Origin of the sequence: Bacillus sp. FSL K6-1366 (assembly GCF_037976695.1) — a bacterium.
Taxonomy (GTDB): domain Bacteria; phylum Bacillota; class Bacilli; order Bacillales; family Bacillaceae; genus Bacillus; species Bacillus subtilis.
The window spans coordinates 3966793-3992323 of sequence record NZ_CP150268.1 but is presented as its reverse complement, the minus strand read 5'-3'; the positions used below and the strand labels follow the sequence as shown (position 1 = coordinate 3992323).

Genomic DNA, 25531 nt, shown 5'->3' with positions numbered 1-25531 from the left:
CACGCTGCCTCCATTTCACCTGCAAAATTTTTATATGTTTTCAGTTAATTACCATATAAACCTTTGATTCTACTTTTGACTTCTTCATGATGAAATGTTTTCTCATGCATCACCAATTCCTGTTCAATGACGCGCGGCAGCTGATCGCGAAGCGAAGCAACCAAATGATCTTTCAGTGTAACCAGTGAGTTTCTAGGCTTTTCCGCCAGTTCTTGCGCCAGCTCCACTGCATAATCTAACACTTCTGCACGGGGCAGCACCTTAAAGGGAACCCCTCTTTTTTCAAGATCAGCTCCGCGGTAGCTGCCCGCATTCAATAATATTTCCTGGGCTAGGCTGAAACCCAGTTTTTTAGGAACGATAAAGGTAGCGCCCATTCCAGGCGTAAATCCGTATTTCATAAAATTAGCCGTATACACGCTTTCTCTGCTCAGAATGACTATGTCAGCAAAGAGCCCCATGACAAAGCCGCCTCCAATTCCATGGCCCTGCATTGCCGCAATAACTGGAATCTCACAATCCAGCGCCAGAGAATAAAGATTGTCATCAGTGAACTTGGTCAATCCCTGTTGAATTCGAAGCAGTCCTTCTTGCGTTCCTCCTGAAGCAAAATAATTATCATATCCTGTCAAAATGACCGCTTTGTATTTTGGGTTCTGCCGTATGTATTCAAACGCTTGAATTAAACCGTCTGTAAGTTCTTGTGAAAACGCGTTTTTATGAGTGCGATCTTGCATCTTTACCTGAATAATGGCGGATTCAATTTCGATAAGCTCTACAACAGAATGCGTCATGATGTCCTCCTAACGGTTCTGATTGTCATTTTTAAACGGTTACTGATCCTCCCATGGGAATTGTCCTGTTTCAACATACCTGATGATTCCCATTTGGTTTTGAGGATCAGAAAACATGTCTTGATTTGCAGTTAAAGCGGTGGCTTTCGCACGACTGACTTGATGATCAAGTGAGCTCATAAACTGTTTATAATGTGCGATTCCTTTTTTATTCAGCCTCCGCAAACGCAATAAATGCTTTCTCAGCAGCACGTCACTTTCAGCATCAAAAGCATCTATTAACCCCCATTCACTGGCTTCCTGAACGGAAATCGGCTTTGTCATAAGCGTCATATAATGCGCTTTCTGCCAGCCGATACGGCGGATCAGAAACGGTAAAACACAAGCAGGGTACAGGCCGAATAGCAGCTCAGAGAGACTGAATGACGCCGTCTGATCAGCAATGGCAATATCTGTGGCAGATACGAATCCAAGACCGCCTGCATTCACTTTTCCCTTGACATGAGATATCGTGACGTAAGGGCCGGTCTGCAATTTCAGCCACAAATCATAGAGAGGCTCTTGGGAGCTTGCCTGTTCTCTGCCCCTTTTCATTTCCTGATAGATTTCTTGAAAATCAGCTCCGAAACAAAACACCTCGGGAAGCCCCTCTAAAACGACAACCGTCACCGTTGATGTTTCACATTGGTTTAACACTTGCATGCATTCTTCTATCAGCGTGTCATTAATCGTATTATTCGCTTCAGGACGGTGAAAGGTAATATAGCAAACCGACGCTTGAAAGCGGACCTTTATCGTTTGATAGGTCACGAGATCCACCTGTACTTTCGATGAAACTCAGAAATTTCTTCTAAAAACAAGCGCGGCTTCTCTTGAGTGGACTGCATGATGCCCGGTATCATCTCAAAGTCCAGCTTTACATTGCGCGTCCCAAACCGCACCATCCCGCTCCCCTTAAACAATAGCTCATACTCTTCCATGGAGAGCTGATACCGGTGATCCAAATGCTTCTCAATACCAAATGTTCGCTGACGCTCCTGGCCTTGCGGAGTTGTAATTCCGCTGTAAAATTCAGAACAGCAGCCGGATCCGTAGGAAAAACAGCCAATTCGTTTAGGCGAATCAAATCTCCCTTGATCTATCGTGCTGGCCAATGCCAGAAACAAGGCTGCCCCCATAATATTTCCAACCCGTTGACAGTAGTTTAAACCTGGTTTTACCCGAGTTAAAAAATCCGTCTCAATCCCGGATGTTTTCACCTTCGCCACCTTACGCATCATTGTCCGGTGCGCACCTTTCACCATCCCGCCAAAGGGCGTATGGTAAGCAAGATATTGAAACGTGTCCTGATAATTGGCACCCGGTACACGCTTTTGATATTCCAGAAAGGTCTGTTCGCAGCAATCCAAATATGACATTAAAGACAGATCAGAATCTCCCGCTTCACTGTCGGGAATGGGGCGGCACGTGTCCATCACTTCATAGCCGTAATAACCATTTGCTCCGGGATCTATTTGAAACACCTCGGGATTTTCGCCAACTAAAACGGCCACCGCTCCCGCTCCGGCGCTCGGTTCCGCATAAGACCAATCTTCGCTTAAAGCGTCTCCGCCCTCAGCGATTAAAAAACGTGAAATATCACTGGCGATAACCAGTGCTTTGGCACCCGGAGAAGTCTGGGATAATATAAAATTCACCGCCATCTGAAATCCCGCTGTCCCTGAATAACACGCCTGTTTAACCTCAAACAAACGGCAGTTGCGGTTGAGACCTAAATATTCATGGATATATGTACTTAACGATTTCCCAAAGTCGATCCCGGATTCAGAGCAAGTGATCAGCAATTCAATCCGGTCCTTCTCTGCTTCAGATAAAGCATCAATAATCGGCTTAGCTGCATTGACTCCGAAGGTCACGGGATCTTCATAAGGCAGTGCTACCGCTTTTTCTTTCATTAATAAGTTTTCAAATCTCGCAGTATCTAAGTGTCTGTATTTGGCCAGCTCCATGACATCAAGGTATGCCGTTCCGCCAAAGACATTCATCGCTTCTATTCCGGCTGAAACCATTTATGATTCGCCTCCACATTTCTCAATGTTTTGTATACAAACCGCGGTGTTCATTCCGCCAAACCCCATGCTTAAGCTCAGCGCATTTTTGATGCGGTATGAAATCGATTTCTCATTTACCCAATGAAAGGAATCATCGATTGGATGATCCAAATTCCTGCTCGGATGCAGGGTAGTTTTTTTCATTTGCAGCAAAACAGAAATAATCTCCACGATGCCCGCCGCACTAAGCCCGTGTCCGGTTATCGATTTTGTTGCATTGATATAAGCATGGGAAAGCCGGCATGCACGGAGCGCCTTTAATTCTATTTCATCTCCAATAAAAGAGCCTGTTCCATGAGGATTAATATAATCAATATCTTCTGGTAAAAGCCTGGCACGCTCCAGTGCCTTCTGGATGACATGAATCTCTCCTTCTAATGAAGGATCAGGATTCCGGTTTCCGTCCAGTTTGATTGACCAGCCAGACAATGCTGCATAAGGTTTGAGACCTCTTCGTAAAGCCGTCTCCTTTCGTTCTATTACCAATGCACCGCACGATTCTCCATAGATAAACCCGTCTCTGTTTTGATCAAAGGGACGGCACGCTTTTTCAGGTTCATCAGCATATTTGTCCGTCCCCATAGCGCCTAAAGCCCTTAGCGCCTCGCATTCCATATAAGAAAGATCCATTAAAGCACCAAGTGCTATGCAAGTATCAACTTCGCCTGACAGGACTTGCTGAATCGCATGAATGACTGCTAACTGGCCGCTGGCCGAGGCTCCTCCCACCGTATATGCTAATCCCGTGATGCCAAACTGATCTGTACAAATCCCGCAAAGATCGCTGTCCATGAAAGACAGGCCATATGCCGGCGAAATAAAACCGGAGCGGTCTTGATACCTTTCATAAACTTCAAAGGTTTCTCTCTGCTGAAAATTTGATCCGCCAACAACCAGTCCGATACGTGAGGAATCTGCATCGTCCAATTCAGCCTCCTCCCAAGCCTCTGTGAGAGTTACCAATGCAGCGCGGCTGGAGAATGATGCTTTTCGCAACATTTTTTTGGAGAGTCGGTCAGGATAAGACAATGACGCAATTTCGGCTCCGATAAGCCGGCTGTCTTTTTGTCTGCCTGAACGCTTCATGACATCAAAGGCATGTCTGCCGGACAGCAGCGAGGAAGCAAAGTCCTCTTTCCCTTGACCGATGGAGGCCGTAACGCCTACACCGGTCACCACCACCTCAGGCAGATTGCACTTTGTCATAAAGCACCTCAGCTAATTCACCGATGTTTTTCACCCCGGATAGCTCAATGCGAGGGATTTTTAACGATAAATCCTCTAGCACCATCGTGATAATTTCAGCTCTGTCTACAGAGTCAGCTCCTAACTCAACTAATTGATCTTCAGGCTCAAATCTGTGTCCGTCTAATTCAGGAAGCACCTCGCAAATATTGGTGATTAATACTTCAAAGATTCTCTGTTTATCCATAATGCGCTCTCTCCTTCAAGGGATTATTTTAATGATTTTTATAGGTATATTTTCATAATATTCAAACTTTTATTTTTATGTTGTCTGTTTCATGCGACGGCTGATACATCGATTGCATCCGTTCATAAAGCAATACTGCCGTTTCTGTCATTAATTTTTTCCCGATTTCATCCACATGGCGGTTTCGCCAATTTTCAAATTGCGATCCTTTAACCCATTGATTAAAGGCTCCCAGCGCGGGACCGCAGTGAATTTGATAATCGACCTTCGAATGTTCGCTTCCGCTGATTGCCAATTTTGAACTGTATCTGAAGTACCATCGGAAAATCAAAGCCATTTTATGCTTCGGGTTTTGTTCAGCCTTCTCAATGTCTGCCGCGGGATAATGCAATGCAATATCTTTATATATGTCTTCTATACTGCGTTTAAAGTATTTCTCCTCAAGCTGGGCCAGCATCTTTGCATCCAGCTCACGTATAGACCCATACCGCTGGTACAGTTCATATAACTTGTTTGCCCGTGCGGGAAAGAACACGCCTTTCTTTAGCACCTGCACTTTACTGCCCGATTCAAACATATCACCTGCAGGCGCATAGGCTGTATCTTGTACATTCATCTGCTGAAGCAAATCCTTTACTTTATCACTTGTTGCCGCCTCAACCGTACATTGATTGATTGAGCCTGTTAGAATAAAATCAGCCCCTAGCATAAAAGCCGCCATCGCTGCCTCAGGTGTTCCAATCCCTCCAGCTGCACCAACTCTTATTTTTTTCCGGTATTGATATTTTTTCATCATTTCATCTCTTAAAGATGTCATCGCCGGCATCAGGCTGTATGCCACACCGCCATCTGTATGACCGCCTGAATCAGCTTCTACACAAATATCGTCAGCCATCGGAATGCACCGCAACAACTCAGCTTCGTTCATAGTGATTTTATTTTCTCCTAAAAGCTTTTGCAGCATATTCTCAGGCGCAGGACTCAGAAATGATTCTGCAACTTCCGGCCGTGATATTTTTGCTATGAGACGATTTGAGCATATAACGTCACCATTTTGATTGCGTTTCACTCCTTTTGCGCGGTACCTTACTAATGCAGGAGTGACACTTAAAAATGCTGAAGCCTCCACAATGCTCACTTGATTCCTCAATAAAAGATCGATCATTTTTTCTTCTGATTCAGTATGTTTCATATTGTGGACCAGATTGATGCCGTAGGCTTGTCCTTTTCCTAATTCACCTTGTATAGCATGGATCGCATCTTCAACCTCTTTCAGGCTCAGACCTCCTGTGCCAAAGAACCCCATCATTCCCGCTCTTGACAGCTTTACTACCATTTCTTTCGAAGCAATGCCGCGGTACATTCCTCCTGCAAGATAAGCATATGTAAGATGATAATCTTGTTTAAATTCAGCACTTCCTAAAGATTCTGCCGTAATCCCAGCTTGAACATTGCGTTGCTCCTTTAGATGCGCACTGATCGCGGGGTTCTTTTTCGGTATATATGTCAATGGTTCAGCTTCATTTTTAATCCGATGAATGAGACCGGTTAAAACAGTTCCAGGCCCAATCTCTGCAAACTCCATTTCTCCTCTTCCCATCAGAAAACGAATGCTGTCCGTCCATTTCACTGTGTTGTCCATTTGTTCAGATAATGTATCTTTTAATCTGTCTTGATGGTATGGCTCTGCGTAGACATTGGAGATAACCGGGATCGCCAAAGGTGCAAACTGGAATGAGTCAATATATTGCTTAAATACCTGTTTGGCTTCATTCATATATCTGGAATGAAAAGCTCCGCTCACATTTAATGGATGAAACAGCTTTACATCCTTGGTGTTTTCAAAAACAGCCCGAGCTTTTTCAATCTCTTTTTTCGGGCCAGAAATCACAATTTGCCGGGGCGTATTTTCATTTGCCACATCAATGTCATAAAGACGGTGCTCTTCTAAAACGGCTGTAACTTGTTCCTTACTCAGGCCGATCACAGCAGCCATTCCGCCCCCTGTAATTCGTCCCATCAATTCTCCTCTTTTTTTGACGAGCCTTAATCCGGTTTCAAAATCAAATGCACCGGCTGCCATCAGCGCATTGTATTCTCCTAAGCTGTGTCCTGCCGCAAAATCAGGTTTTCTGCCGGTCTCCTCCACTCTCTTCAAGTAACTGAGTGCATTAACAACATACAAAGCCGGCTGCGTGTATTCAGTATGATTTACATCCAGATATGATTTTTCGGTACATAGCTTCTCTATTGAATAGCCTAATATTTGATCTGCTTGATCTGTCAAATGCTGATACTGTTCAAATAGCCCTTGTCCCATCCCCTTTTGCTGGGAGCCTTGCCCTGGAAAGACATATGTAATCATCTTGTAAACTTCCTTTCTGGTGTACGGAAATACTCAACCGTATTCAGATTTTTCAGCTCCTGATGAAATGGTGTTATGATTGAGCAGCAACGGTCAGCTGAATCACCCGGAATCAGCTGTTTCACAAAAGCAGCTAAGGTGCCGGATGGCCCTAAATCGATAAACTTGCATGTATGCTGGCTTTCCAAATATCGAATCGCTTCACGAAACATCATTGGCTTTCTGACCGCATTCCAAAAGAAATTCTCGTCCATTAAGTGAAGGCAGCTTCCCGTTAAGCTCGATACAATCGGTATTGACGGTTTTTGAAAAGATTTTGATCTTAAAAATTCTGCATAGGCACTCTCTGCCGGATCAATAAGCGAAGAATGAAAGGCATAGGACACAGGAAGCAGCTGGCAAAGAATCTGCTTCTCCTTTAAATCCTCCATAATCTTCCTTATATGATCTTCTTCACCAGAAATGACGAAGTGCGAATCATAATTGATAGAAATGAGTTCACTATTTCCAAACAGTTGCGGATGATCATTCAGCAATTGCGGTTTGTCAAGAATGGCCAGCATTTTTCCTTTATCGCAGGAATTCTGGATGATAATAGCCTGTTCAAGTATGCAATCCAGTATATCCTCTGCGTCTGACACACCAGAAACTGCCGCTGCTGCGAATTCTCCCAGACTTGATCCCAATACGTAATCAGGATAAATTCCCCTGTCTTCCAAAACCTTATATAAGGAATACTCAATCATAAAAATGGCGGGGTGGGAAAAAAGAATACTGTCAAACGGATCTGACACACGTTTACCTGGATGGTAGATTTCTTCAACAATGGATGTGCCGATTCGCCGTGCTGCAATGGCATCCATTTCAAGCATTGATTGGCGAAACACGGTATTTTCCTTAAATAGTTCTTTCCCCATGTGATAGTATTGGGAACCTTGCCCGGAAAACATAAAAACAAGCGGTTCATTCATGTGTATAACCCTCTTTTTTTATATTTATGACGGCTATTGGATTTCTTATTTCCATGTATGTTGTAAAAGCACATAGCAGCGATTGAAATGAAATTAATAAATGGAAAAGACATATGTGAAAAAGTAAAGGAGATTCAACTTGGAAGGATTGCTATTGGTGCTCTGGATGCGGTTCATTTATGACGTGATCGTAGATGTATGTTGATATCTCAAAATTGATGTAACATGATAACAGGATCAGCAAAGAACATCGACTCTATGATTGGTGGGTACGGTTAAAAAATGGACCATCTAGATGTGGGAGCGATGGTTTGACAGACCGGCTGACATAGTTCAAATGTCTAACTTAATTTATCAGCCTCTTTATGTAACAGTATATAAAGTTATTCAATTAGAAACAGTGTCAATCGAACGATTGAATCTTTAAAACTTTATACCTTAAATGAAAGGAAATCTGTGTTTAGACCTGATTGATGAGGTACACGGCCATAGGGGCAAATGCTTTAGCGGGGCATTGCTTCCGCATCTTTCTTTATGCGATGAATTAACCCAGTTAAAACATTTCCAGGCCCTACCTCCTCAAACTCCATATGGCCTTTTTTCATTAAGTAGCTTATGCTGTCAGTCCATTTCACTGAATGATTAATTTGATCAGCCAGCGTCTGTTTCATGAATTCGTATGTATACGGTTTGGCATACACATTAGAAATAACCGGGATAGACGGAGGCGAAAAATAAAAGGCATGAAGGAACTCCTCAAATTCTTCTTTTGCCTTATTCATGTATCTGGAATGAAACGCGCCGCTTACGTTTAAGGGGAGTACCATTGTAACTTCAGTCATCGTTTCAAAAAGAGATGCGGCTTTTTCAATCTCATCTTTTTTTCCTGAAATTACAATTTGATATGGGGCATTCACATTAGCGATATCAACATCATGTAAATGATATTCTTTCAGAGCCTTTGCAACCTGCTCTTCATTTAGTCCCATAACAGCTGCCATACCGCCGTTGCTTATCAGACTCATCAGCTCGCCTCTTTTTCTGACAAGCTGTAAACCTGTCTCAAAATCAAAGGCTTCAGCTGCAAATAACGCATTGTATTCACCCAAGCTGTGCCCGGCGACAAAGTCAGGCTTAACTTCTTCATCCTTGATTTTTTTCAGATAGCTTAGTGCGTTTACCACATATAATGCCGGCTGAGTAAATTGCGTTTTGTTTAAATTGGAATAAGGATTTTCCAGGCAAAGACGTTTGATAGAATATCCTAAGATCTCATCTGCCTGATCCGTCAGTTCTTTAAATTCATCGAATAGGCCGCTGCCCATTCCCTGTTTTTGTGAACCCTGACCTGGAAAAACATATGTGATCATTCTCTCAAAGCCACCCTTCCGATTAGTAGATGTATTTCACTTCTGTATGATTTTATAATAGTGATGACCGGATAAATAGTAGCATGTTCATGTTGATGGTAACCTCTGTAAATATTATCCGTCAAGTTAATTTTTCCTACAGTTTGCTCGATTGTTTTTCTGCTTTTTTCCATTGAGGAATAAAGGATCAGGAGATATAGCAGAACATAAGAAAAAAGACCCGGATCACGTATAGGGCGCCATATCATGATAATGCGCTTCATTTTCTTTCAAATGAGTTTTCAAAATAAATAACACCTTCTATGTAATCATTTTCGAAAATAAAAATCATTTAGATATTCGAAGAAAAATAGGATAATAGATTCAGAAGGATTATTTAAAATCAAAAATACCTTTTTGGTTTTTACGAGTGCGAAATTTCACAAAATATTCTTTCTTATCAATTTGAAAGTAAATATTATGCTGATAAAGATCCTTTATCGAATGGCCGGGCGATTTGCCAAATGAGTGACCAGGATACACCCGTACATGGGGTGAAACCTCCGACTTTATTCTTTGAATACTATCAAACATCTCTTCCGCAGAGCTGCCATCATCCTCACATATGCCGCACCCTTCTGTAAACACCGTATCTCCGGTAAAAATACTCTCAGAAAACAAATAACACATTCCGCCGGCTGTATGCCCCGGTGTGAGAAGGCATTGTGCTCTTGTGTTTCCTATGCTGATTGTCTGATGATCATCTAGGCTAATTAAATTTCTGCATCGGAATTGATAATAATCAATTTCTTTTTTTGACATATAAACTTGAGCGTTAAACATCTTCGTCAGCGGGTCTACCAGATTTACATGATCATAATGAGAGTGTGTCAATGCGACTGCCTTTAATTCCGCTTCGAGTTCAGAAAGTGTAGTGGTTATTTTACTCAATTCCCATGAGGGATCAACAACAATTGCAGATCTGCTTACAATATCTTCAATGATATAGCAATAATTCGTCCAGCCCTGATACCTTGTTTTAATTGGATGCACCTTGTAAGTAAGATTCATTTATACCATCCCTATCATGTAAAGTTCTTAAACGATGGACCAGTGTTCACTCCTCAGTCCGTCTTTCATTCCACTTTACCAAACAGCATGATCGTTTTCCATTTTTTTCAGAGATCCTTGTTCTTTGAATATAAAAAAGCGACTCTTTTGGACGCATGCCCAACAAGAATCGCTTTTCGCACTAGTGCCTTAAGGATGACGTTTTTGTGTCTCACGTGTATCTTCCACGCAAATTGACTCTACATGCTGCATAATGACCCGCTTGATTCGGTCTTTATTCACTCGCACAGGGTCAAGCATGGCATGTAAAGCCAAGCCGTCAACAAGCGCGTAAAGTCTCTCAGCTTCAATGTCTTTATCAGCATTCGGCTTCAGTAAATCGGATTCATCTAAATAGGCAATCAGATTCCGCATGCCGCTGAAAATCCCGTCATGATTCGCATCAAACATATCCTTTTTATGTCTGGCGTAAGCAGTAAAAGCAAACCAAACCTCCATCTCTCTAATCGTTTCTTCATTCGTCGGGACCATTTCAAGCAAAATTTGCAACACTTTTTCCTTAGGGAGCAAATCCCTCACTGCAATGTCCTTAATTCGGTCCGTCACCTTTTCTTGGACAAGTTTCATTGCAAAAGCAAGCAATTCATCCTGTGTAGAGAAATAATGGCGCAGCGCACCTAATGACAATCCTGCTTCCTTTGCAATATTTCTGGCTGATGCTCCCTCCATCCCTCGTTCTAAAATGACGCGCCACGTTGCTTCTGCAATTTGTTTTCTTCTTTTCTCATGGTCAATTTGTTTTGGCATAGCTTTATTGTAACAAGAAAAAAATGAGAGGGCAATTTTTATAATACAGTTGTGTTACAAAAACAAAGATGGTAACATATTATTTAAATAATACAACTGTATTGAAAAGAGGGGAATGGATTGAACGGTATCGCATGGATGATTGTTTTCTGTGAAATTGCGTTTTGGGTTGTCATTGTTTTGGGGCTTGCTGTACGCTACGTATTCAAACGACATACATTAGGACTGCTATTCCTTGCCTTAACTCCAGTTATCGATTTGATCTTGTTAGCGGCAACTGGTGTGGACCTTTACCGCGGAGCCTCAGCGACCGCAGCCCATGGGATTGCAGCTGTTTACATCGGTATATCGATCGCTTATGGGAAACAAATGATTCAATGGGCAGATGAAAAATTTCAATATTATGTGACAAAAAAAGGCGCAAAACCGCTGAAACGTTTTGGAATGGACCATGCCAAGCACGGTGCGAAAGGCTGGCTAAGACATGTGCTGGCCTACTTAATTGGTGCGGGACTATTGGCAGGGATGATCTATTTTATCAATGACTCTGCCCGAACCGAGGCATTGAGCGGCATTCTTAAACTGTGGACTGTCATTATAGGAATTGACTTTCTCATTACAGCCAGCTATTTTATTTGGCCAAAAAAAGAGAAAGCTTCGGCGAATCTCAGGAGTTAACATGATGAAAAAGGCCCTTCCCCAGTGGAAAGGACCTTTTTTGGTTTTGTTAAAATATGCTATACTATTTTCGTTAGAAAACAGACTTATAGATATTTTGGGCTGATTCAAGGGTAACTGTTTGTACGAGTAAGCAGGTGAAGGGAGTGTCATACATAAACCAAAAAGAACAGAACGAGCACTCTAAAGATTTTAACCTGAGATCAAAATTAATCGGAATTGTATCTATTACTTTTATCGCGGCCATCGCGCTTGCAGTCATCTTCGGCGGCTTTTTCTTCGGGATGAAAGGCTTATTCTCCATACTGGGCATCACATACGCTTCCAATCAAACATTAGCTTTATTTATTTTAGCCTGCTTTGCTGTAGGTTTAATCATAGACCCACTCACAAAGATTATCTCTATCATTTTGGCAAAATCACTTTCATTGAAAAAGACTGCACTTTTTGCTTTTATACTGTATTTTATCAGCAATCTTATAACGATCTGTTTTGCAGATTACTTTATGCAGTCTATTTATATTCCAGATGTCTTGCTTGTTGTGATATCAGCTTTCATGGCTTTCATTGAACTTGCTTTTGATAACCAGCCTAATAGAGAAGCAGCTTAAAGCCGATGGCAGATATGGAAAATTCATAACACCCTATATTTGGGCATCACCAGTTATATAAACGAAAAAAACTCCCTGTTCACACGAACAGGGAGCAAAACACAATGTTGTAATTTAAATTCTGCATTCTAAAATGATTCTCACATTCGGATCATCAAGTTCATCCAAAAAGATAATGATCTTCGGATCACATGCCATATATTTTCCACCCCCTCACCCAAAATATACATTAATCCTAATTTCCTGTAAATGGAAATTTTGTTATACAGAGGAACCATGAAGTATAATGCGTTAACACTGCTCACACGTTTACAACCGTTTCTTATAATCTGACACTCGAAGGAGTACAAAAAAAGCATTGATCCATTCAGAGAATGGATCAATGCTTACCACCCCCGCTACATCACGCGTTTGAACATCTTTTCCATCTCATATGTCGAGTGGTGAATGATGATCGGGCGGCCGTGCGGGCATGTAAATGGGTCTGATGTGCTTCGGAGGTCGTCCAGAAGCGCTTTGATTTCATCGTTTCTGAGGTGGCGATTTGCTTTGATGGAGCCTTTGCAGCTCATCATAATCGCCGCTTCCTCGCGAAGTTTTTTAATATCTATATTTTTGGAGTCGAGCACCTGCTGAATGATTTCTTCTATGAGCTCTGCTTCTTCTCCCTTTGGAAACCAGGCCGGGTGGCAGCGGACGATGTAACTGTTAGAGCCGAATGACTCTAAAAAGACACCGACGCTTTCGAGCTCTTGTTTGTGCTGTTCAATAATCAAAGCCTCATTTGTGGAGTAGTGGAACGTCAGCGGTACAATCATATCTTGCACCTCAGGCTCAACCTCCCCCACCTTTTCACGAAAGTACTCATATTTAATACGTTCTTGGGCGGCGTGCTGGTCGATAATATACAGGCCGTTTTCGTTTTGTGCCAATATATAAGTCCCGTGCATCTGGCCGATCGGGTACATAATCGGAACCCGCTCAGACGCTGGCTGCTGCTGTTCCTCATGGCATTCCTGCTCAAATGTTTCAGGCAGTTCTTCTGAAATATCGGACACCTCAAGGGTTTGTTCCTGATCAACGATAGGTGGAGCATCAAATTGGAGAGGAGGCAATTCTTCCTCCGCATCAACCGGCTCTTTCACGACTGAGCTGAGCTTCATTGGTGAATAAGATGACGCAGTCGATTTTTCCGAAACTTTTTTTTCCGGAGGCTTTTCATCAAAGGTTATGAACTGCTGCTCATTTTTGATGGCAGGTGCTGATTTTTTCGGGAGCTGGGCACTCGGAATCAGCTGCTGCTGTTTAAACACATCTTTAATTCCGTCACGTATTAAGTCATGAAGCTCTGTTTCCTTGCTGAGCCGGACCTCAAGCTTCGATGGATGCACGTTGACATCGACTAAAATCGGGTCCATCGTAATTTCTATAAAAGTAATCGGATGGCGTCCGATCGGCAGAAGCGTATGATAGCCTTCATGAACCGCTTTGACGAGCGGGAAATTTTTAATGTAACGGCCATTGACCACAGACGACATATAGTTCCTCGACGCCCGTGTAATCTCTGGGAGGGCGATATATCCCTTTACTTCAAAATCCAAGGAGCTCACATGCAGCGGAAGCATTTTTTTGGCGACAGCCGTGCCGTAAATCGCTGCCAGTACATGACGCACATCTCCGTTTCCGTTCGTTTGAAGCAGGTTTTTCCCATGATGGCGCAGGCGGATCGATACCTCTGGATGCGCCAGAGCAATACGGTTAACCACATCCGTAATGTTTCCAAGCTCTGTATGAACGGTTTTCATATATTTCAAACGGGCCGGTGTGTTAAAAAACAGGTTGGAAACGACAATTTCAGTTCCCTTCCTGCTTGAGGAACGCGATTCGGAAATGATGTTTCCTCCTTGGAGGACGAGCTTCGTCCCAGCTCCTTCACCAGTGCTTGTTGTAATCTCCAGATGAGAGACTGACGCGATACTCGGCAGGGCTTCTCCCCTGAAACCGAGCGTTCTCACCCTGAATAAATCATTTTCATCTTTTATTTTACTCGTTGCGTGGCGGCGGAAAGCACGTTTGCAATCTTCATTCTCCATTCCTTCGCCGTTATCCAAGACCCGAATGGATGCAAGGCCTGCTTCCTCAATATCGATTTCAATGACTGTGCTGTCAGCGTCGATCGCATTTTCCACCAATTCTTTGACGACTGAGGCGGGCCGTTCCACAACCTCGCCCGCCGCTATTTTATTCGAAAGCTCATCTGACAGCTGGATGACTTTTGCCACATTCATCACCCCGTTTTAATGTAATTTCTTTTGCAGCTTGTACATTTCATTCATCGCTTCAAGCGGTGTCATATCCAGTATATTAAGTGATTTGAAAGCATCGATCACTTGCTTTTCTTTTTTTGAAAGCTTTGGTGTTTCAGCCGGCTTTTCCGCTTCGTCAAAAAAGGACAGCTGTGCCGGCTTTTCTTTCACCTGAGGTTTCTGCACCGGCACTTCCGGTTTGTTTCCTGAATGCTCAAGCTCTTTTAAAATATCTTGAGCGCGCGCAATCAGATCTTCCGGCAGTTCGGCAAGCTGAGCTACATGGATACCATAGCTTTTATCAGCAGCACCTTCTTTGATTTGATGAAGAAAGACAACCGTTCCGTTATATTCTTCAGCGCGAACATGAACGTTTTTCAGCTGAGGCAGCTTGTCCTCAAGAACTGTCAGCTCGTGATAGTGTGTACTGAACAGCGTCTTGGCGCCGATATGATCGTGAACATATTCAATAATCGCCTGTGCCAGCGCCATGCCGTCATAAGTGGACGTTCCCCGCCCGATTTCATCAAACAGAATGAGGCTGTTTTTCGTCGCATTGACAATCGCATTTTTCGCTTCAAGCATTTCTACCATAAATGTACTTTGTCCGGAAATCAAATCATCTGCAGCGCCGATTCGTGTAAAAATTTGATCAAAAATCGGAAGCACCGCTTTTTTCGCGGGTACAAAGCAGCCGATTTGCGCCATAATGGAAATGAGCGCGATTTGTCTCATATACGTGCTTTTCCCTGACATGTTTGGACCTGTAATGAGAAGCATTTGTCTGTTATCGCCCATCATGCAGTTGTTCGGGACATATTCCTGGCTGTCCATGACTTTTTCAACAACCGGGTGTCTGCCTTCAATCACTTCGACTTCATCTTTAGAGAACTCCGGTTTCGTGTAGTGGCGATTTTCACTGATTGTCGCAAAGCATTGCAGTGCGTCCAGCTCGCTCATCTGTTTTGCAAGCTGCTGCAGCCGCGGAATATACTGCTTCACTTTCTCGCGCAGCTCGGTAAACAGCTCGTACTCCAGCTCACAGATGTTATTTTCAGCCTCTAAAATGAGCGCTTCTTTTTCTTTTAATTCAGGTGTAATGTAGCGCTCTGCATTGGTTAACGTCTGCTTCCGCTCATAACGCCCTTCCTCAAGCAAATGCAAATTTGCTTTTGTCACTTCAATGTAATAACCGAAAACTTTATTAAAGCCGACCTTTAAAGAGCGAATGCCTGTGTATTCCCGCTCCTGCTGTTCCAGGCGGGCAATCCAGTCTTTTCCGTTTCTGCTTGCATCACGATATTCATCAAGCTTTTGATTATAACCATCTTTAATCAGGTTCCCTTCTTTTACCGATAAAGGAGGATTTTCGTACAGCGCTTCTTCCAGCAGTTCAAGTACATCCCCGCAAGGGTCAATGCGCTCTGCACGTTCCTTGGCCTTGTCATGAGCCAGTGAAGCAACCAGCTGTTTGATGCCAGGAACTTGCTTTAACGATTCCTTCAGCTGAATCAAATCCCGGGCATTGACATTTCCGAATGCAACGCGGCCGGCAAGGCGTTCTAAGTCATACACTTCTTTTAAACGTTCACGCAGATCTTCCCGTTCAAAGAAATGGGACATCAATGTTTCCACCATTTCTTGGCGCTCTTCGATTTGATTGACTCTGATAAGCGGCCGGTCAATCCACTGTTTAAGCAGCCGGCCTCCCATTGCCGTTTTTGTTTCATCCAGCAGCCACAAAAGGGAGCCTTTTTTATTTTTCGAACGAATCGTTTCGGTCAGCTCCAGATTACGCTTTGAGTACAAGTCAATTTTCATCGCTTCCTCAAGCTCATACACCTGCACGGGCTGAAGATGATCAAGGCTGCGCTTTTGGGTTCTTTTCAAATACGTATATAAGCGCAGAAATGTTTTTGTTATATCTTCATTATTTAAGTGCTCAATGATCGTTACGTGTTCGTCTGTTTCTCCGTCTTCAATTGAAATCGTTGCACCGCACCGCTCTCTCAGCTGTGCCACTGTATCGGCATCCAAGCTTCCTGAAACCACGATTTCCCGTGCGCCGACTGAATAAATTTCTGATATGACGTCTTCAAGCCGTTCAATCAAAACAGCCAAATTTTCTCCCGTTGTCAAATCAGACAGCGCAAGTCCGTATCCGTTCGAGCAGGCTGAAACAGATGCGATAAAGTTATTTTCCGATTCATGGATGCCTTTGCCGTCCATTACAGTTCCGGGCGTAATCAGCTGAACCACTTCTCTTTTCACAACGCCCTTTGCGGCTTTCGGATCTTCCGTCTGTTCACAGATCGCCACTTTGTATCCTTTTTTAATAAGCTGTTCGATATACGCGGAAGCAGAATGATACGGCACACCGCACATCGGTATTTTTTCAGCCGCACCGCCATCTCTGCTCGTTAACGTAATTTCCAGCTCTTGTGACGCTTTTTTGGCGTCCTCAAAAAACATTTCATAAAAATCACCCAGGCGAAAAAATAAAAAGGCATCCTGGTGCTCTGCCTTTATTTTTAAATATTGCTGTATCATAGGCGTATAACCGGCCATTGTTTAATCCCTCACTATGTATCAACGTTTCTATTTTCCAACCTTCATTATAACATAAACAAAAAGTGATAAAAGAATGATATATCAATATAAAAAAGAGACTTGGGGGTACTGTCTCCCCTAGTCCCTTTTTTATTCTTCAGGATCTCCCACTAAAAACTCCGGGTTGATGTCTTCAAGCTCTTCATCAAGCTCATCTTCCCAATCTTCCTCGTCATCCTCTTCCCAGTCAGGATTGACCTCAACAACTACCTTTGTTTCCCCTACCACTTCCGCCAAAAATTCTCTTTCTGCCTGCACAACGATTTTATTTCCATTCGGCGAAATGGTCACTTCAAGGCAGTTTGGCTGCTGAAGCACTTTGGCAATCACTTCATGCTCATCATCTAAGTAATTATTGTCTCTGTATCTGAGTTTAATGACATCTACATATTTTACCCGTTCTGTGACAACCTCTGTCTTTGTGTTGTCCGCGTAAGAGTACCATACGTTTATATCATAATACCCTTCAATTTCTACCGTTTTTCCAATTTTTTCAGCGTCATACTTGTGGTTAATAATCCAACCACCCAAAATGCTGCTCGGTTTTTTCTCAGGCGAGATGGTGTTGGTGCATTGGGTGAATTTTCGGCCTTTCGCTACTACTGCCTTCGTAATAATTTCCCTGTATTCAGACATTCCGGCATGCCTCCTTGTTCTTCTTCGTGTTATCTTATGCTGGGCATTTGTCTAGTGTGCATTTTTATAAATAAAATATAAAAATACAAAGTTTCTGTTCCATTGTATGCAGGGGTGCCTAGAAACTTTACTTATAAGTGCGATAAAGTTTATACCGGCTGAGCACAGAAAAACCAATTGAACATTTGGTACATAGATTACTTAGTTCATTTTTAACCGCAAAAATGATAAAAAAACACGGGCCTGTAAAGGCACCGTGTTTAGAGAGAACAGCTGTTATTTGAATGCTTCACCTTTGAACCGGTTTCCCCTTTCAGCAGGTCGCCTCCGGTTGATGTGATGATTTCATTTGTGACTTGGTTGGAAATGGTGTGTGCAACGAGCTGCAGTAGGTCATTTACTTCCATTTGCGAGTCTCTGAATTCCTGGATAACAGGAATCTCTTCAAGCTCTTCTTGCAGCGCGTCAATTTTTGCTTCTACTTGTTTGAGCGCTTCATGCTTTTCATAATGCTTCAGATTGACAGCCTGCTTTTGCAGGGCTTTAATCTGATTAACGATTGTGGACACTTTGTCATTCTCATTGATTTGCGCTTCAGCCCGTTTGAAAAAATCAACCTCTTCTGTTTCAGAGATCATTTTTGCAAGGTTTCGTGCCTGCTGCACAATGTCTTTTTTTGAGTAGAGCGTCATCTTATTTCACCTCGATTGCTTCTCCTACCATTTCTCCGTCAAGCGACCATGTTTTCGCTTGCTGGATTTTCACGCGGACGATTTTGCCGATGGCTTCCTTCGGCCCTTTGAAATTGACAAGCTTGCTTTTTTCAGTATAGCCCGCAAGAATATCAGGGTTATTTTTGCTTTCACCCTCAACTAATACTTCGACAACCTTGCCTTCGTATTCCTTCATTTTTTTAGCAGAAATTTCATTCACCAGTGCGTTTAGACGCTGCAGGCGTTCTTTTTTCACACGCATCGGTACATTATCTTTCATCTTAGCAGCCGGAGTGCCTTCACGCGGAGAGTAAATGAACGTATAGGCGCTGTCAAACTCCACTTCACGGTATAGAGAAAGCGTTTCTTCAAACTGTTCGTCCGTTTCATTTGGAAATCCGACGATAATGTCCGTTGTCAAAGAAGCGTTTGGCATTGCTTCTTTAATTTTTCGCACCAGCTCCATGTAACGCTCTCTGTCATATTTGCGGGCCATCAGCTTGAGAACTTCTGAGCTTCCTGATTGAACCGGAAGATGAATGTGATCAAGCAGATTTCCGCCTTTTGCCAGCACTTCAATGAGGCGGTCGTCAAAGTCGCGCGGATGACTCGTTGTAAAACGGATTCTCGGGATATCGATTTTTCTCAGTTCATCCATCAAATCACCAAGTCCGTACGTCATATCTTCAAAGTCTTTTCCATACGCGTTTACGTTTTGGCCTAACAGAGTAATTTCCTTATAGCCTTCACTTGCGAGCCTTCTCACTTCCTGAATGATATCCTCAGGGCGGCGGCTTCTTTCTTTTCCGCGTGTGTAAGGCACAATGCAATACGTACAGAATTTGTCACAGCCGTACATGATATTGACCCAGCCCTTAATTTTTCCATTTCGGACTTTCGGAAGGTTTTCAATAACGTCCCCTTCCTTAGACCAAACTTCTACAACCATTTCTTTTGAAAGGTATGCTTCTGACAAAAGCTCCGGCAGGCGATGAATGTTATGCGTTCCGAAAATCATATCGACAAACGGATGTTTTTTCAAAATACGGTTCACGACTGATTCCTCTTGGGACATACAGCCGCACACGCCTAAAATCAGATCGGGATTGTTTTTTTTCAGTGCTTTTAAGTGCCCGAGCTCACCAAACACCTTGTTTTCAGCATTTTCACGGATTGCACATGTATTTAACAAAATGACATTGGCATCATCAACAGAGTTTGTCGCTTCGTAACCGAGCGCCATAAAGATCCCTGCCATAACCTCTGTATCGTGTTCATTCATTTGGCAGCCGTACGTACGGATATAGAACTTTCTTCCGTCTCCCAATCCTTTAAATTGTTCAGAAATTTTAAAGTCATTATGATAAGTAACGGCTTCCTTGCCTCGTTTTTTCGCGTCTTTTAAAGAAGGCGGAATGTAAACAGCTTCAAAGTACTTGCTGTAATCCTTCTCGGATTTTTTGTCCGATGGATGAACTTGTCCGCTCTCTAATTTTTGTTTTTCATTCATGTCATATTTTCTCCTTTCAAACCAAACTTCCACCCTTCAGTATAAAGGTTATTGAAGCTCTGCACAACTGGCAACCTATCATTGTACACTCATTGAGAATAATAATCAATAAGGAATCAAAAGAGGAAGAGTAAACTCTTCCTCTTGTTACAATAGCTGGAGCTCCTTTGCCGTCTTTTCGATGACATCAAGCGCCTGATCCAGTTCATCTTTGGTGTGCTCTGCTGTTATAATCGTGCGAATTCTGGCTTTTCCCTTTGCTACAGTCGGGAAAACGATACTTTGGGCAAAAACACCGCGAGAAAGGAGCTGATCTGAAAATTGCTTTGCCACACCTTCATCACCTATTAAAATAGGAAGAATCGGCGTTTCACTCTTCGTGAGAGTCAGGCCCATTTTCACAAGCATTGCTTTAAAATAGGCAGTATTCTCCCACAAGCGCTCCATATGCTCCGGCTCTTCAAGCAAGACATCAATCGCTTCCATACAAGCTGCAGTGACTGCCGGAGGATGAGACGTGCTGAATAAAAATGGACGGCCCTTATGGCGCAAATAATCGATCAGCACCTTTGAACCTGCAGCGTAGCCGCCGAGCACTCCGATTGCCTTGCTTAATGTTCCGACCTGAATATGAACTCTGCCGTCAAGACCGAAGTGATTCACCGTTCCCCTGCCGTTTTCGCCAAGTACTCCGGATGCATGGGCGTCATCCACCATCACAAATGCGTCATATTTCTCAGCGAGCTCTACAATATCAGGCAGAGGAGCTATGTTGCCATCCATGGAAAATACGCCGTCTGTCACAATCAGACGCATCCGATAATTCATTGACTTTCTCAGCACCCGCTCTAAATCACTCATATTGACGTGCTGATACACCTTTTTATCCGCCTTTGTCAGTCGAATTCCGTCAATAATAGAGGCATGGTTCAATTCATCTGAGATGACAATATCCTCTTTTGAAAGAATACTTGAAAGTACGCCTTGGTTTGTTGTGAAGCCAGATTGGAATACAAGTGCCGCCTCCGTTTTTTTAAAGGCTGCCAGCTTTTTCTCAAGCTCTTGATGCATTGTAAATGTACCGGCAATCGTTCTCACTGATCCGGTGCCGGCTCCATACTGCTGAACGGCCTCCTGTGCGGCGTTGATGAGTCTAGGATGTGAAGTGAATCCGAGGTAATTATTAGAAGATAGCTGAATGACTTTTTGGTGATTCACTGTGACAGATGGGCCCTGCATAGATTCAAGCTGTTTTATGTCTTGCCATGTATGGTTTTCTTTCATACTATCAAGCTCTGCTTTTAAAAACTCAAATTCCTTCGTCATGTTTATCCCCCTTTATGGAATTAAAATTACTTTTCCGCACTGCCCGCTTCTCATCAGTTCGAAACCTTTTTCAAACTCCTCTAACGGAAACTGATGGGTAATAACAGGTTCAAGATCGATCACGTTTGAACTGATCAACTGAGACACCTGGCGCCATGTTGAAAACATTTTTCTTCCTGTGATTCCTTGGATGGTAAGCCCTTTAAATACCACTTTATTCGTCAAATCAATTGTCACCGGATGTTCCGGCAAGCTGAGAATATGAAATCTTCCGCCATTCGCAGCCATCGCAAGACCTTGGGCAATCGCTGAGGGATGGCCCGACATCTCACAAACAAGATCTGCTCCTTCCCCACTCGTTAAAGCGCTTACAATTTTGAGCGGGTCTTCTTTTTCAATAGAAACAGTACAAGTCGCTCCCATTTGTTTTGCAAGCCTCAGCCTGTATTCATTCTTATCAATCGCTATCACCTGAGAAGCTCCTGCTGCTTTTGCAACCGCAACAGCCATAAGACCAATCGGCCCGCATCCAATGACTGCAGTCGTTCCTCCTGCAGGCTGGCTCTCGAGTACGGTATGAACTGCATTTCCTAAAGGCTCTTGAATGGAAGCAATTGACGGGTCCATATCAGCGGGATTTCTCCAAATGTTATCAGCTGGAACTTTTACATACTCCGCAAAACAGCCTGCCGTGTCCACTCCGATTATAGCAGTATTGGTACACACATGAGATTTTCCTGTTACGCAAGGGACACATTCACCACAAACAATGTGTGTTTCCGCAGACACATACTCTCCCACTTTTACACTGCTGACATTCTCTCCCACGTCCTCTACGATGCCGCTGAACTCATGGCCGAAAACATAGGGTGTTTTGATTCTCTGACGTGCCCATTGATCCCAATTATAAATGTGGACATCCGTGCCGCATATGGAAGCGGCTTTCACTTTTATGAGGACTTCATGTTTATCAATCTCAGGAATGGGAACTTCAGTCAGCACAGCACCGAACGCCCCGTCCTTTTTCATTAGAGCTTTCATCTTTCCACTCTGCATGTACAATCCTCCTTGAAAAATTCTTGTTATATTCGGATTGTACCATGATATGGAATAAGCGTAAACAGCACTGTCTTTTCCAGAAGGACAAAAGTATCTGTCTTGAAAAATGGGCGGAAATTTTTTTTGAAACGTTTTAGCTCATTTCTGATTTTGTATATTCGCTCATTTATGTGCTAAAAATACTATCGGGAGAAAATATCACAATAAATGAAAAACAACCTGTTTGCATTACGCAAACAGGTTGAGAATGCTTTATTTGTTTTTAGCGAGGCTCCACGATTAATTTAATCGCTGTTCTTTCTTCCCCATCGATTTGAATATCTGTAAAAGCCGGAATACAAATCAAATCAACGCCGCTTGGCGCCACAAATCCCCTGGCAATCGCCACAGCTTTTACAGCCTGGTTTAATGCACCCGCTCCGATCGCTTGAATTTCGGCGGCTCCTCGCTCTCTCAACACGCCTGCAAGCGCACCTGCCACTGAATTTGGACTCGATTTTGCTGAAACTTTTAAGATTTCCATTTCTGCTCCCCCTTAGTTTTACAATGGATAAGTGAGTGTTCATTAGAACAATCATTATTAGATGTTGCTATCCAAAAAGCCATCCCCACAATGCTTTTCAAAAATAGCGGGCTACCTTCCATTTTTACTATATTCACTAAGGAGTTGCTATATTCCTGCTTTTCTTTTTAATATTTTTATAAAATAACCATATGTTCAACTATTCAAAGAACATGTGATCATCGTTGATTAAAATACGCTCAATTTTCACGGCTTTTTTCGTTTGATCGTCAATGTCAATGACAACTCCGCTGAGCGTTGTTTTTCCTTCAGCGACAGTAAACCGGACTGGAAGGTTCGTTTTGAATCGCTTAATAATCGTCTCTCTGTCCATCCCCAGTATACCGTCATACGGGCCAGTCATTCCCACATCAGTAATATATGCCGTTCCCTTCGGCAAAATGCGGTTATCCGCTGTTTGCACGTGTGTATGAGTTCCTACTACAGCCGATGCCCGTCCATCCGTGTACCAGCCAAGTGCGAGCTTTTCACTTGTCGCTTCGGCATGAAAGTCAATAAAAATGTACGGTGTTCTTTTCGCAGCTTCTGCGATCAATTCATCCGCTTTTAAAAACGGGTCATCAAGCGGCGGCAAAAACGTACGTCCCTGCAAATTAATGACTGCTAGTTCTTTGCCGTTTGCTTTCACATATGTGATCCCTTTCCCCGGTGTTCCTTCAGGAAAGTTTGCCGGGCGAACCAAGTTCGGAACGTCATCTATAAAATCAAATATTTCTTTTTTGTCCCATGTGTGGTTCCCCATTGTGATTGCATCTGCGCCGGACTGGATTAAGCTGTGATAAATTTTTTCCGTCAGGCCTTTTCCATGTGCGGCGTTTTCACCATTAATAATGGTAAAGTGAGGCTTATATTTTGTTTTTAGCTTTGGTACATATTCTTTGACCATGTCACGGCCCGGTGAACCGACAACATCTCCGATAAATAAAATTCTCATTTTGTAAATCCTTTCTTCTTGAAATTCCTTGCCGTCAAAAAAATAAAGTGATGCTTAGCGCATCACTTTATTTTGCATACTCTACGGCTCGAGTCTCTCTGATTACTGTCACCTTAATATGACCTGGATAATCGAGCTCGTCCTCAATTCGCTTGCGGATATCTCGCGCCAGTCGATGAGCCTCAAGATCATTAATTGAATCCGGCTTCACCATAATACGCACTTCGCGTCCAGCCTGAATGGCAAATGATTTTTCAACACCTTCGTAGGACTCAGAAATTTCTTCGAGTTTTTCAAGTCTTCGAATATAATTCTCGAGCGTCTCACTTCTTGCGCCAGGTCTTGCAGCGGAAAGCGCATCTGCTGCAGCTACCAGCACAGCGATAATGGAAGTCGGCTCCTCATCCCCGTGGTGTGATGCAATACTGTTAATCACGACTGGGTGCTCTTTATATTTGGTCGCAAGCTCTACCCCGATTTCAACGTGGCTTCCTTCTACTTCATGGTCAATTGCTTTCCCGATGTCGTGAAGAAGACCCGCACGTTTAGCAAGCTTTGCGTCTTCACCAAGCTCCGATGCCATTAGACCGGCCAAGAATGCGACTTCCATGGAATGCTTAAGCACATTTTGACCGTAGCTTGTACGGAACTTTAAGCGGCCGAGGATCTTGATGAGATCTGGGTGGAGGCCGTGAACGCCAACCTCAAATGTCGTTTGCTCACCCATCTCACGAATATAGTCATCGACCTCGCGGCGAGATTTTTCAACCATTTCTTCAATCCGTGCCGGATGAATACGGCCATCCTGAACGAGTTTATCCAGAGCAATTCTGGCTGTCTCACGTCTGATCGGATCAAATCCGGAAAGAATGACAGCTTCAGGCGTATCATCAATAATCAGGTCAATTCCTGTCAGAGTTTCAAGCGTACGAATGTTACGCCCTTCCCGTCCGATGATACGTCCTTTCATCTCATCATTTGGAAGATTGACAACTGATACCGTTGTTTCGGCAACGTGGTCCGCTGCGCAGCGCTGTAAGGCGAGTGAAAGAATGTTTTTCGCTTTCTTATCCGCCTCTTCTTTCGCACGGTTTTCAGTTTCTTTTGTCATGATGGCGATGTCATGTGAAAGCTCGTTTTCAACCCGCTCAAGAATGATTTGTTTCGCTTCGTCACGAGTTAGACTCGAAATTCGTTCCAACTCAGACTGCTGCATACGAATCATCTCATCCACTTTGCTTTCCATCTCTTCAATATGTTGTTGTCGTTCATTCAGAGAATGATCTTTCTTCTCCAACATCGCTTCCCGTTTATCAATTCCCTCATGTTTGCGATCAAGGTTTTCCTCCTTTTGGAGTAAACGGTTTTCTTGTTTTTGAAGCTCATTTCGTCTTTCACGAACTTCCTGTTCAGCATCTATTCGAAGTTTGTGGATTTCATCCTTTGCTTCAAGCAGAGCTTCTTTTTTCAGTGCTTCAGCATCACGCTTCGCATCTTCAAGAATTTGCTCGGCTGCACCGCGTGCGCCCGCAATTTTCGCTTCGGCAATGGTTTTACGAACAAAGTAGCCAACAACTAAACCGAGTAGAATCAGCAAAATGGAGATGAGAACCATCATAATTGGGGTCATACTTTCACCTCCTCTTGCTATGAACTTGGTTGTTG

The 25531-nt window shown here is 43.2% G+C and carries 23 protein-coding genes; 2 read left to right on the top strand and 21 right to left on the bottom strand.

Going from position 1 to position 25531, the window contains the following annotated elements:
* Positions 1-44 precede the first annotated feature (44 nt).
* The 11 genes from MHI44_RS20750 to MHI44_RS20700 all read right to left on the bottom strand — a co-directional run bounded on the left by MHI44_RS20750 (position 45) and on the right by MHI44_RS20700 (position 10900).
* A complete protein-coding gene (locus tag MHI44_RS20750; RefSeq protein ID WP_041850818.1) occupies positions 45-794 on the bottom strand; it encodes a polyketide synthase in 750 nt (249 codons plus the stop codon).
* A gap of 39 nt (positions 795-833) precedes the next feature.
* Positions 834-1613: an enoyl-CoA hydratase/isomerase gene (locus MHI44_RS20745; RefSeq protein ID WP_339202576.1), complete on the bottom strand. Its 780-nt coding sequence runs from the start codon at positions 1611-1613 to the stop codon at positions 834-836.
* Positions 1601-2863: a polyketide biosynthesis 3-hydroxy-3-methylglutaryl-ACP synthase PksG gene (gene pksG / locus MHI44_RS20740; protein WP_029317813.1), complete on the bottom strand. Its 1263-nt coding sequence runs from the start codon at positions 2861-2863 to the stop codon at positions 1601-1603. Before pksG ends, MHI44_RS20745 begins: the two co-directional genes overlap by 13 nt.
* Positions 2864-4111, bottom strand: coding sequence for a polyketide biosynthesis malonyl-ACP decarboxylase PksF (pksF, locus tag MHI44_RS20735; protein ID WP_339202575.1), 1248 nt, complete (start codon positions 4109-4111; stop codon positions 2864-2866).
* Positions 4089-4337: an acyl carrier protein gene (locus MHI44_RS20730; protein WP_003231809.1), complete on the bottom strand. Its 249-nt coding sequence runs from the start codon at positions 4335-4337 to the stop codon at positions 4089-4091. Before MHI44_RS20730 ends, pksF begins: the two co-directional genes overlap by 23 nt.
* Before the next feature lie 61 nt (positions 4338-4398).
* Positions 4399-6702, bottom strand: coding sequence for an ACP S-malonyltransferase (gene fabD, locus MHI44_RS20725; protein WP_339202574.1), 2304 nt, complete (start codon positions 6700-6702; stop codon positions 4399-4401).
* A complete protein-coding gene (locus MHI44_RS20720; RefSeq protein WP_339202573.1) occupies positions 6699-7673 on the bottom strand; it encodes an acyltransferase domain-containing protein in 975 nt (324 codons plus the stop codon). Before MHI44_RS20720 ends, fabD (MHI44_RS20725) begins: the two co-directional genes overlap by 4 nt.
* 503 nt (positions 7674-8176) lie before the next feature.
* Complete coding sequence (fabD, locus tag MHI44_RS20715; RefSeq protein ID WP_033883750.1) at positions 8177-9043, bottom strand: ACP S-malonyltransferase; 867 nt, start codon at positions 9041-9043, stop codon at positions 8177-8179.
* Positions 9040-9306, bottom strand: coding sequence for a hypothetical protein (locus MHI44_RS20710; protein WP_157677667.1), 267 nt, complete (start codon positions 9304-9306; stop codon positions 9040-9042). The genes fabD (MHI44_RS20715) and MHI44_RS20710 overlap by 4 nt, the downstream gene beginning before the upstream one ends.
* A 109-nt stretch (positions 9307-9415) precedes the next feature.
* On the bottom strand, positions 9416-10093 hold the full coding sequence (locus MHI44_RS20705) for an MBL fold metallo-hydrolase (protein WP_003231824.1): 678 nt from the start codon (positions 10091-10093) through the stop codon (positions 9416-9418).
* A 189-nt stretch (positions 10094-10282) separates the two neighbouring features.
* Entirely contained in the window at positions 10283-10900 is a 618-nt protein-coding gene (locus tag MHI44_RS20700) for a TetR/AcrR family transcriptional regulator (RefSeq protein ID WP_029317807.1), read from the bottom strand.
* Positions 10901-11020: 120 nt separating this feature from the next.
* Between MHI44_RS20700 and MHI44_RS20695 the strand changes: the two genes are divergently transcribed.
* Both MHI44_RS20695 and MHI44_RS20690 read left to right on the top strand, forming a co-directional pair.
* Entirely contained in the window at positions 11021-11578 is a 558-nt protein-coding gene (locus MHI44_RS20695) for a hypothetical protein (protein WP_038428985.1), read from the top strand.
* 155 nt (positions 11579-11733) lie between these two features.
* Positions 11734-12189 (top strand): regulatory YrvL family protein, encoded by a 456-nt coding sequence (locus MHI44_RS20690; RefSeq protein WP_015252068.1) that lies wholly within the window; start codon positions 11734-11736, stop codon positions 12187-12189.
* A gap of 398 nt (positions 12190-12587) precedes the next feature.
* Here MHI44_RS20690 and mutL read toward each other — a convergent pair whose 3' ends face one another.
* The 10 genes from mutL to rny all read right to left on the bottom strand — a co-directional run bounded on the left by mutL (position 12588) and on the right by rny (position 25496).
* Positions 12588-14471 carry a DNA mismatch repair endonuclease MutL gene (gene mutL / locus MHI44_RS20685; protein WP_080529329.1) on the bottom strand — a complete coding sequence of 628 codons (1884 nt, stop codon included), beginning with the start codon at positions 14469-14471 and terminating at the stop codon, positions 12588-12590.
* Positions 14472-14486: 15 nt separating this feature from the next.
* Positions 14487-17063, bottom strand: a complete 2577-nt coding sequence (gene mutS, locus MHI44_RS20680; protein ID WP_015252070.1) for a DNA mismatch repair protein MutS — start codon at positions 17061-17063, stop codon at positions 14487-14489.
* 132 nt (positions 17064-17195) lie between these two features.
* Complete coding sequence (cotE, locus tag MHI44_RS20675; protein WP_003231833.1) at positions 17196-17741, bottom strand: outer spore coat protein CotE; 546 nt, start codon at positions 17739-17741, stop codon at positions 17196-17198.
* Between the two features lie 260 nt (positions 17742-18001).
* The gene (gene ricA / locus MHI44_RS20670) at positions 18002-18433 is read right to left on the bottom strand and encodes a regulatory iron-sulfur-containing complex subunit RicA (RefSeq protein WP_003231834.1); all 432 of its coding nucleotides are present in this window, start codon (positions 18431-18433) and stop codon (positions 18002-18004) included.
* Between the two features lies 1 nt (position 18434).
* Positions 18435-19964, bottom strand: a complete 1530-nt coding sequence (gene miaB / locus MHI44_RS20665; RefSeq protein ID WP_003244831.1) for a tRNA (N6-isopentenyl adenosine(37)-C2)-methylthiotransferase MiaB — start codon at positions 19962-19964, stop codon at positions 18435-18437.
* Between the two features lie 147 nt (positions 19965-20111).
* Positions 20112-21290: a glycine C-acetyltransferase gene (locus MHI44_RS20660; RefSeq protein ID WP_041336018.1), complete on the bottom strand. Its 1179-nt coding sequence runs from the start codon at positions 21288-21290 to the stop codon at positions 20112-20114.
* A gap of 12 nt (positions 21291-21302) precedes the next feature.
* Positions 21303-22346: an L-threonine 3-dehydrogenase gene (tdh, locus tag MHI44_RS20655; RefSeq protein WP_033883737.1), complete on the bottom strand. Its 1044-nt coding sequence runs from the start codon at positions 22344-22346 to the stop codon at positions 21303-21305.
* A gap of 265 nt (positions 22347-22611) precedes the next feature.
* Positions 22612-22872: a stage V sporulation protein SpoVS gene (spoVS, locus tag MHI44_RS20650; protein ID WP_003154135.1), complete on the bottom strand. Its 261-nt coding sequence runs from the start codon at positions 22870-22872 to the stop codon at positions 22612-22614.
* A gap of 199 nt (positions 22873-23071) precedes the next feature.
* Complete coding sequence (gene ymdB, locus MHI44_RS20645; protein WP_003245138.1) at positions 23072-23866, bottom strand: 2',3'-cyclic-nucleotide 2'-phosphodiesterase; 795 nt, start codon at positions 23864-23866, stop codon at positions 23072-23074.
* Positions 23867-23933: 67 nt separating this feature from the next.
* Positions 23934-25496, bottom strand: coding sequence for a ribonuclease Y (rny, locus tag MHI44_RS20640; RefSeq protein ID WP_003221010.1), 1563 nt, complete (start codon positions 25494-25496; stop codon positions 23934-23936).
* Positions 25497-25531 lie beyond the last annotated feature (35 nt).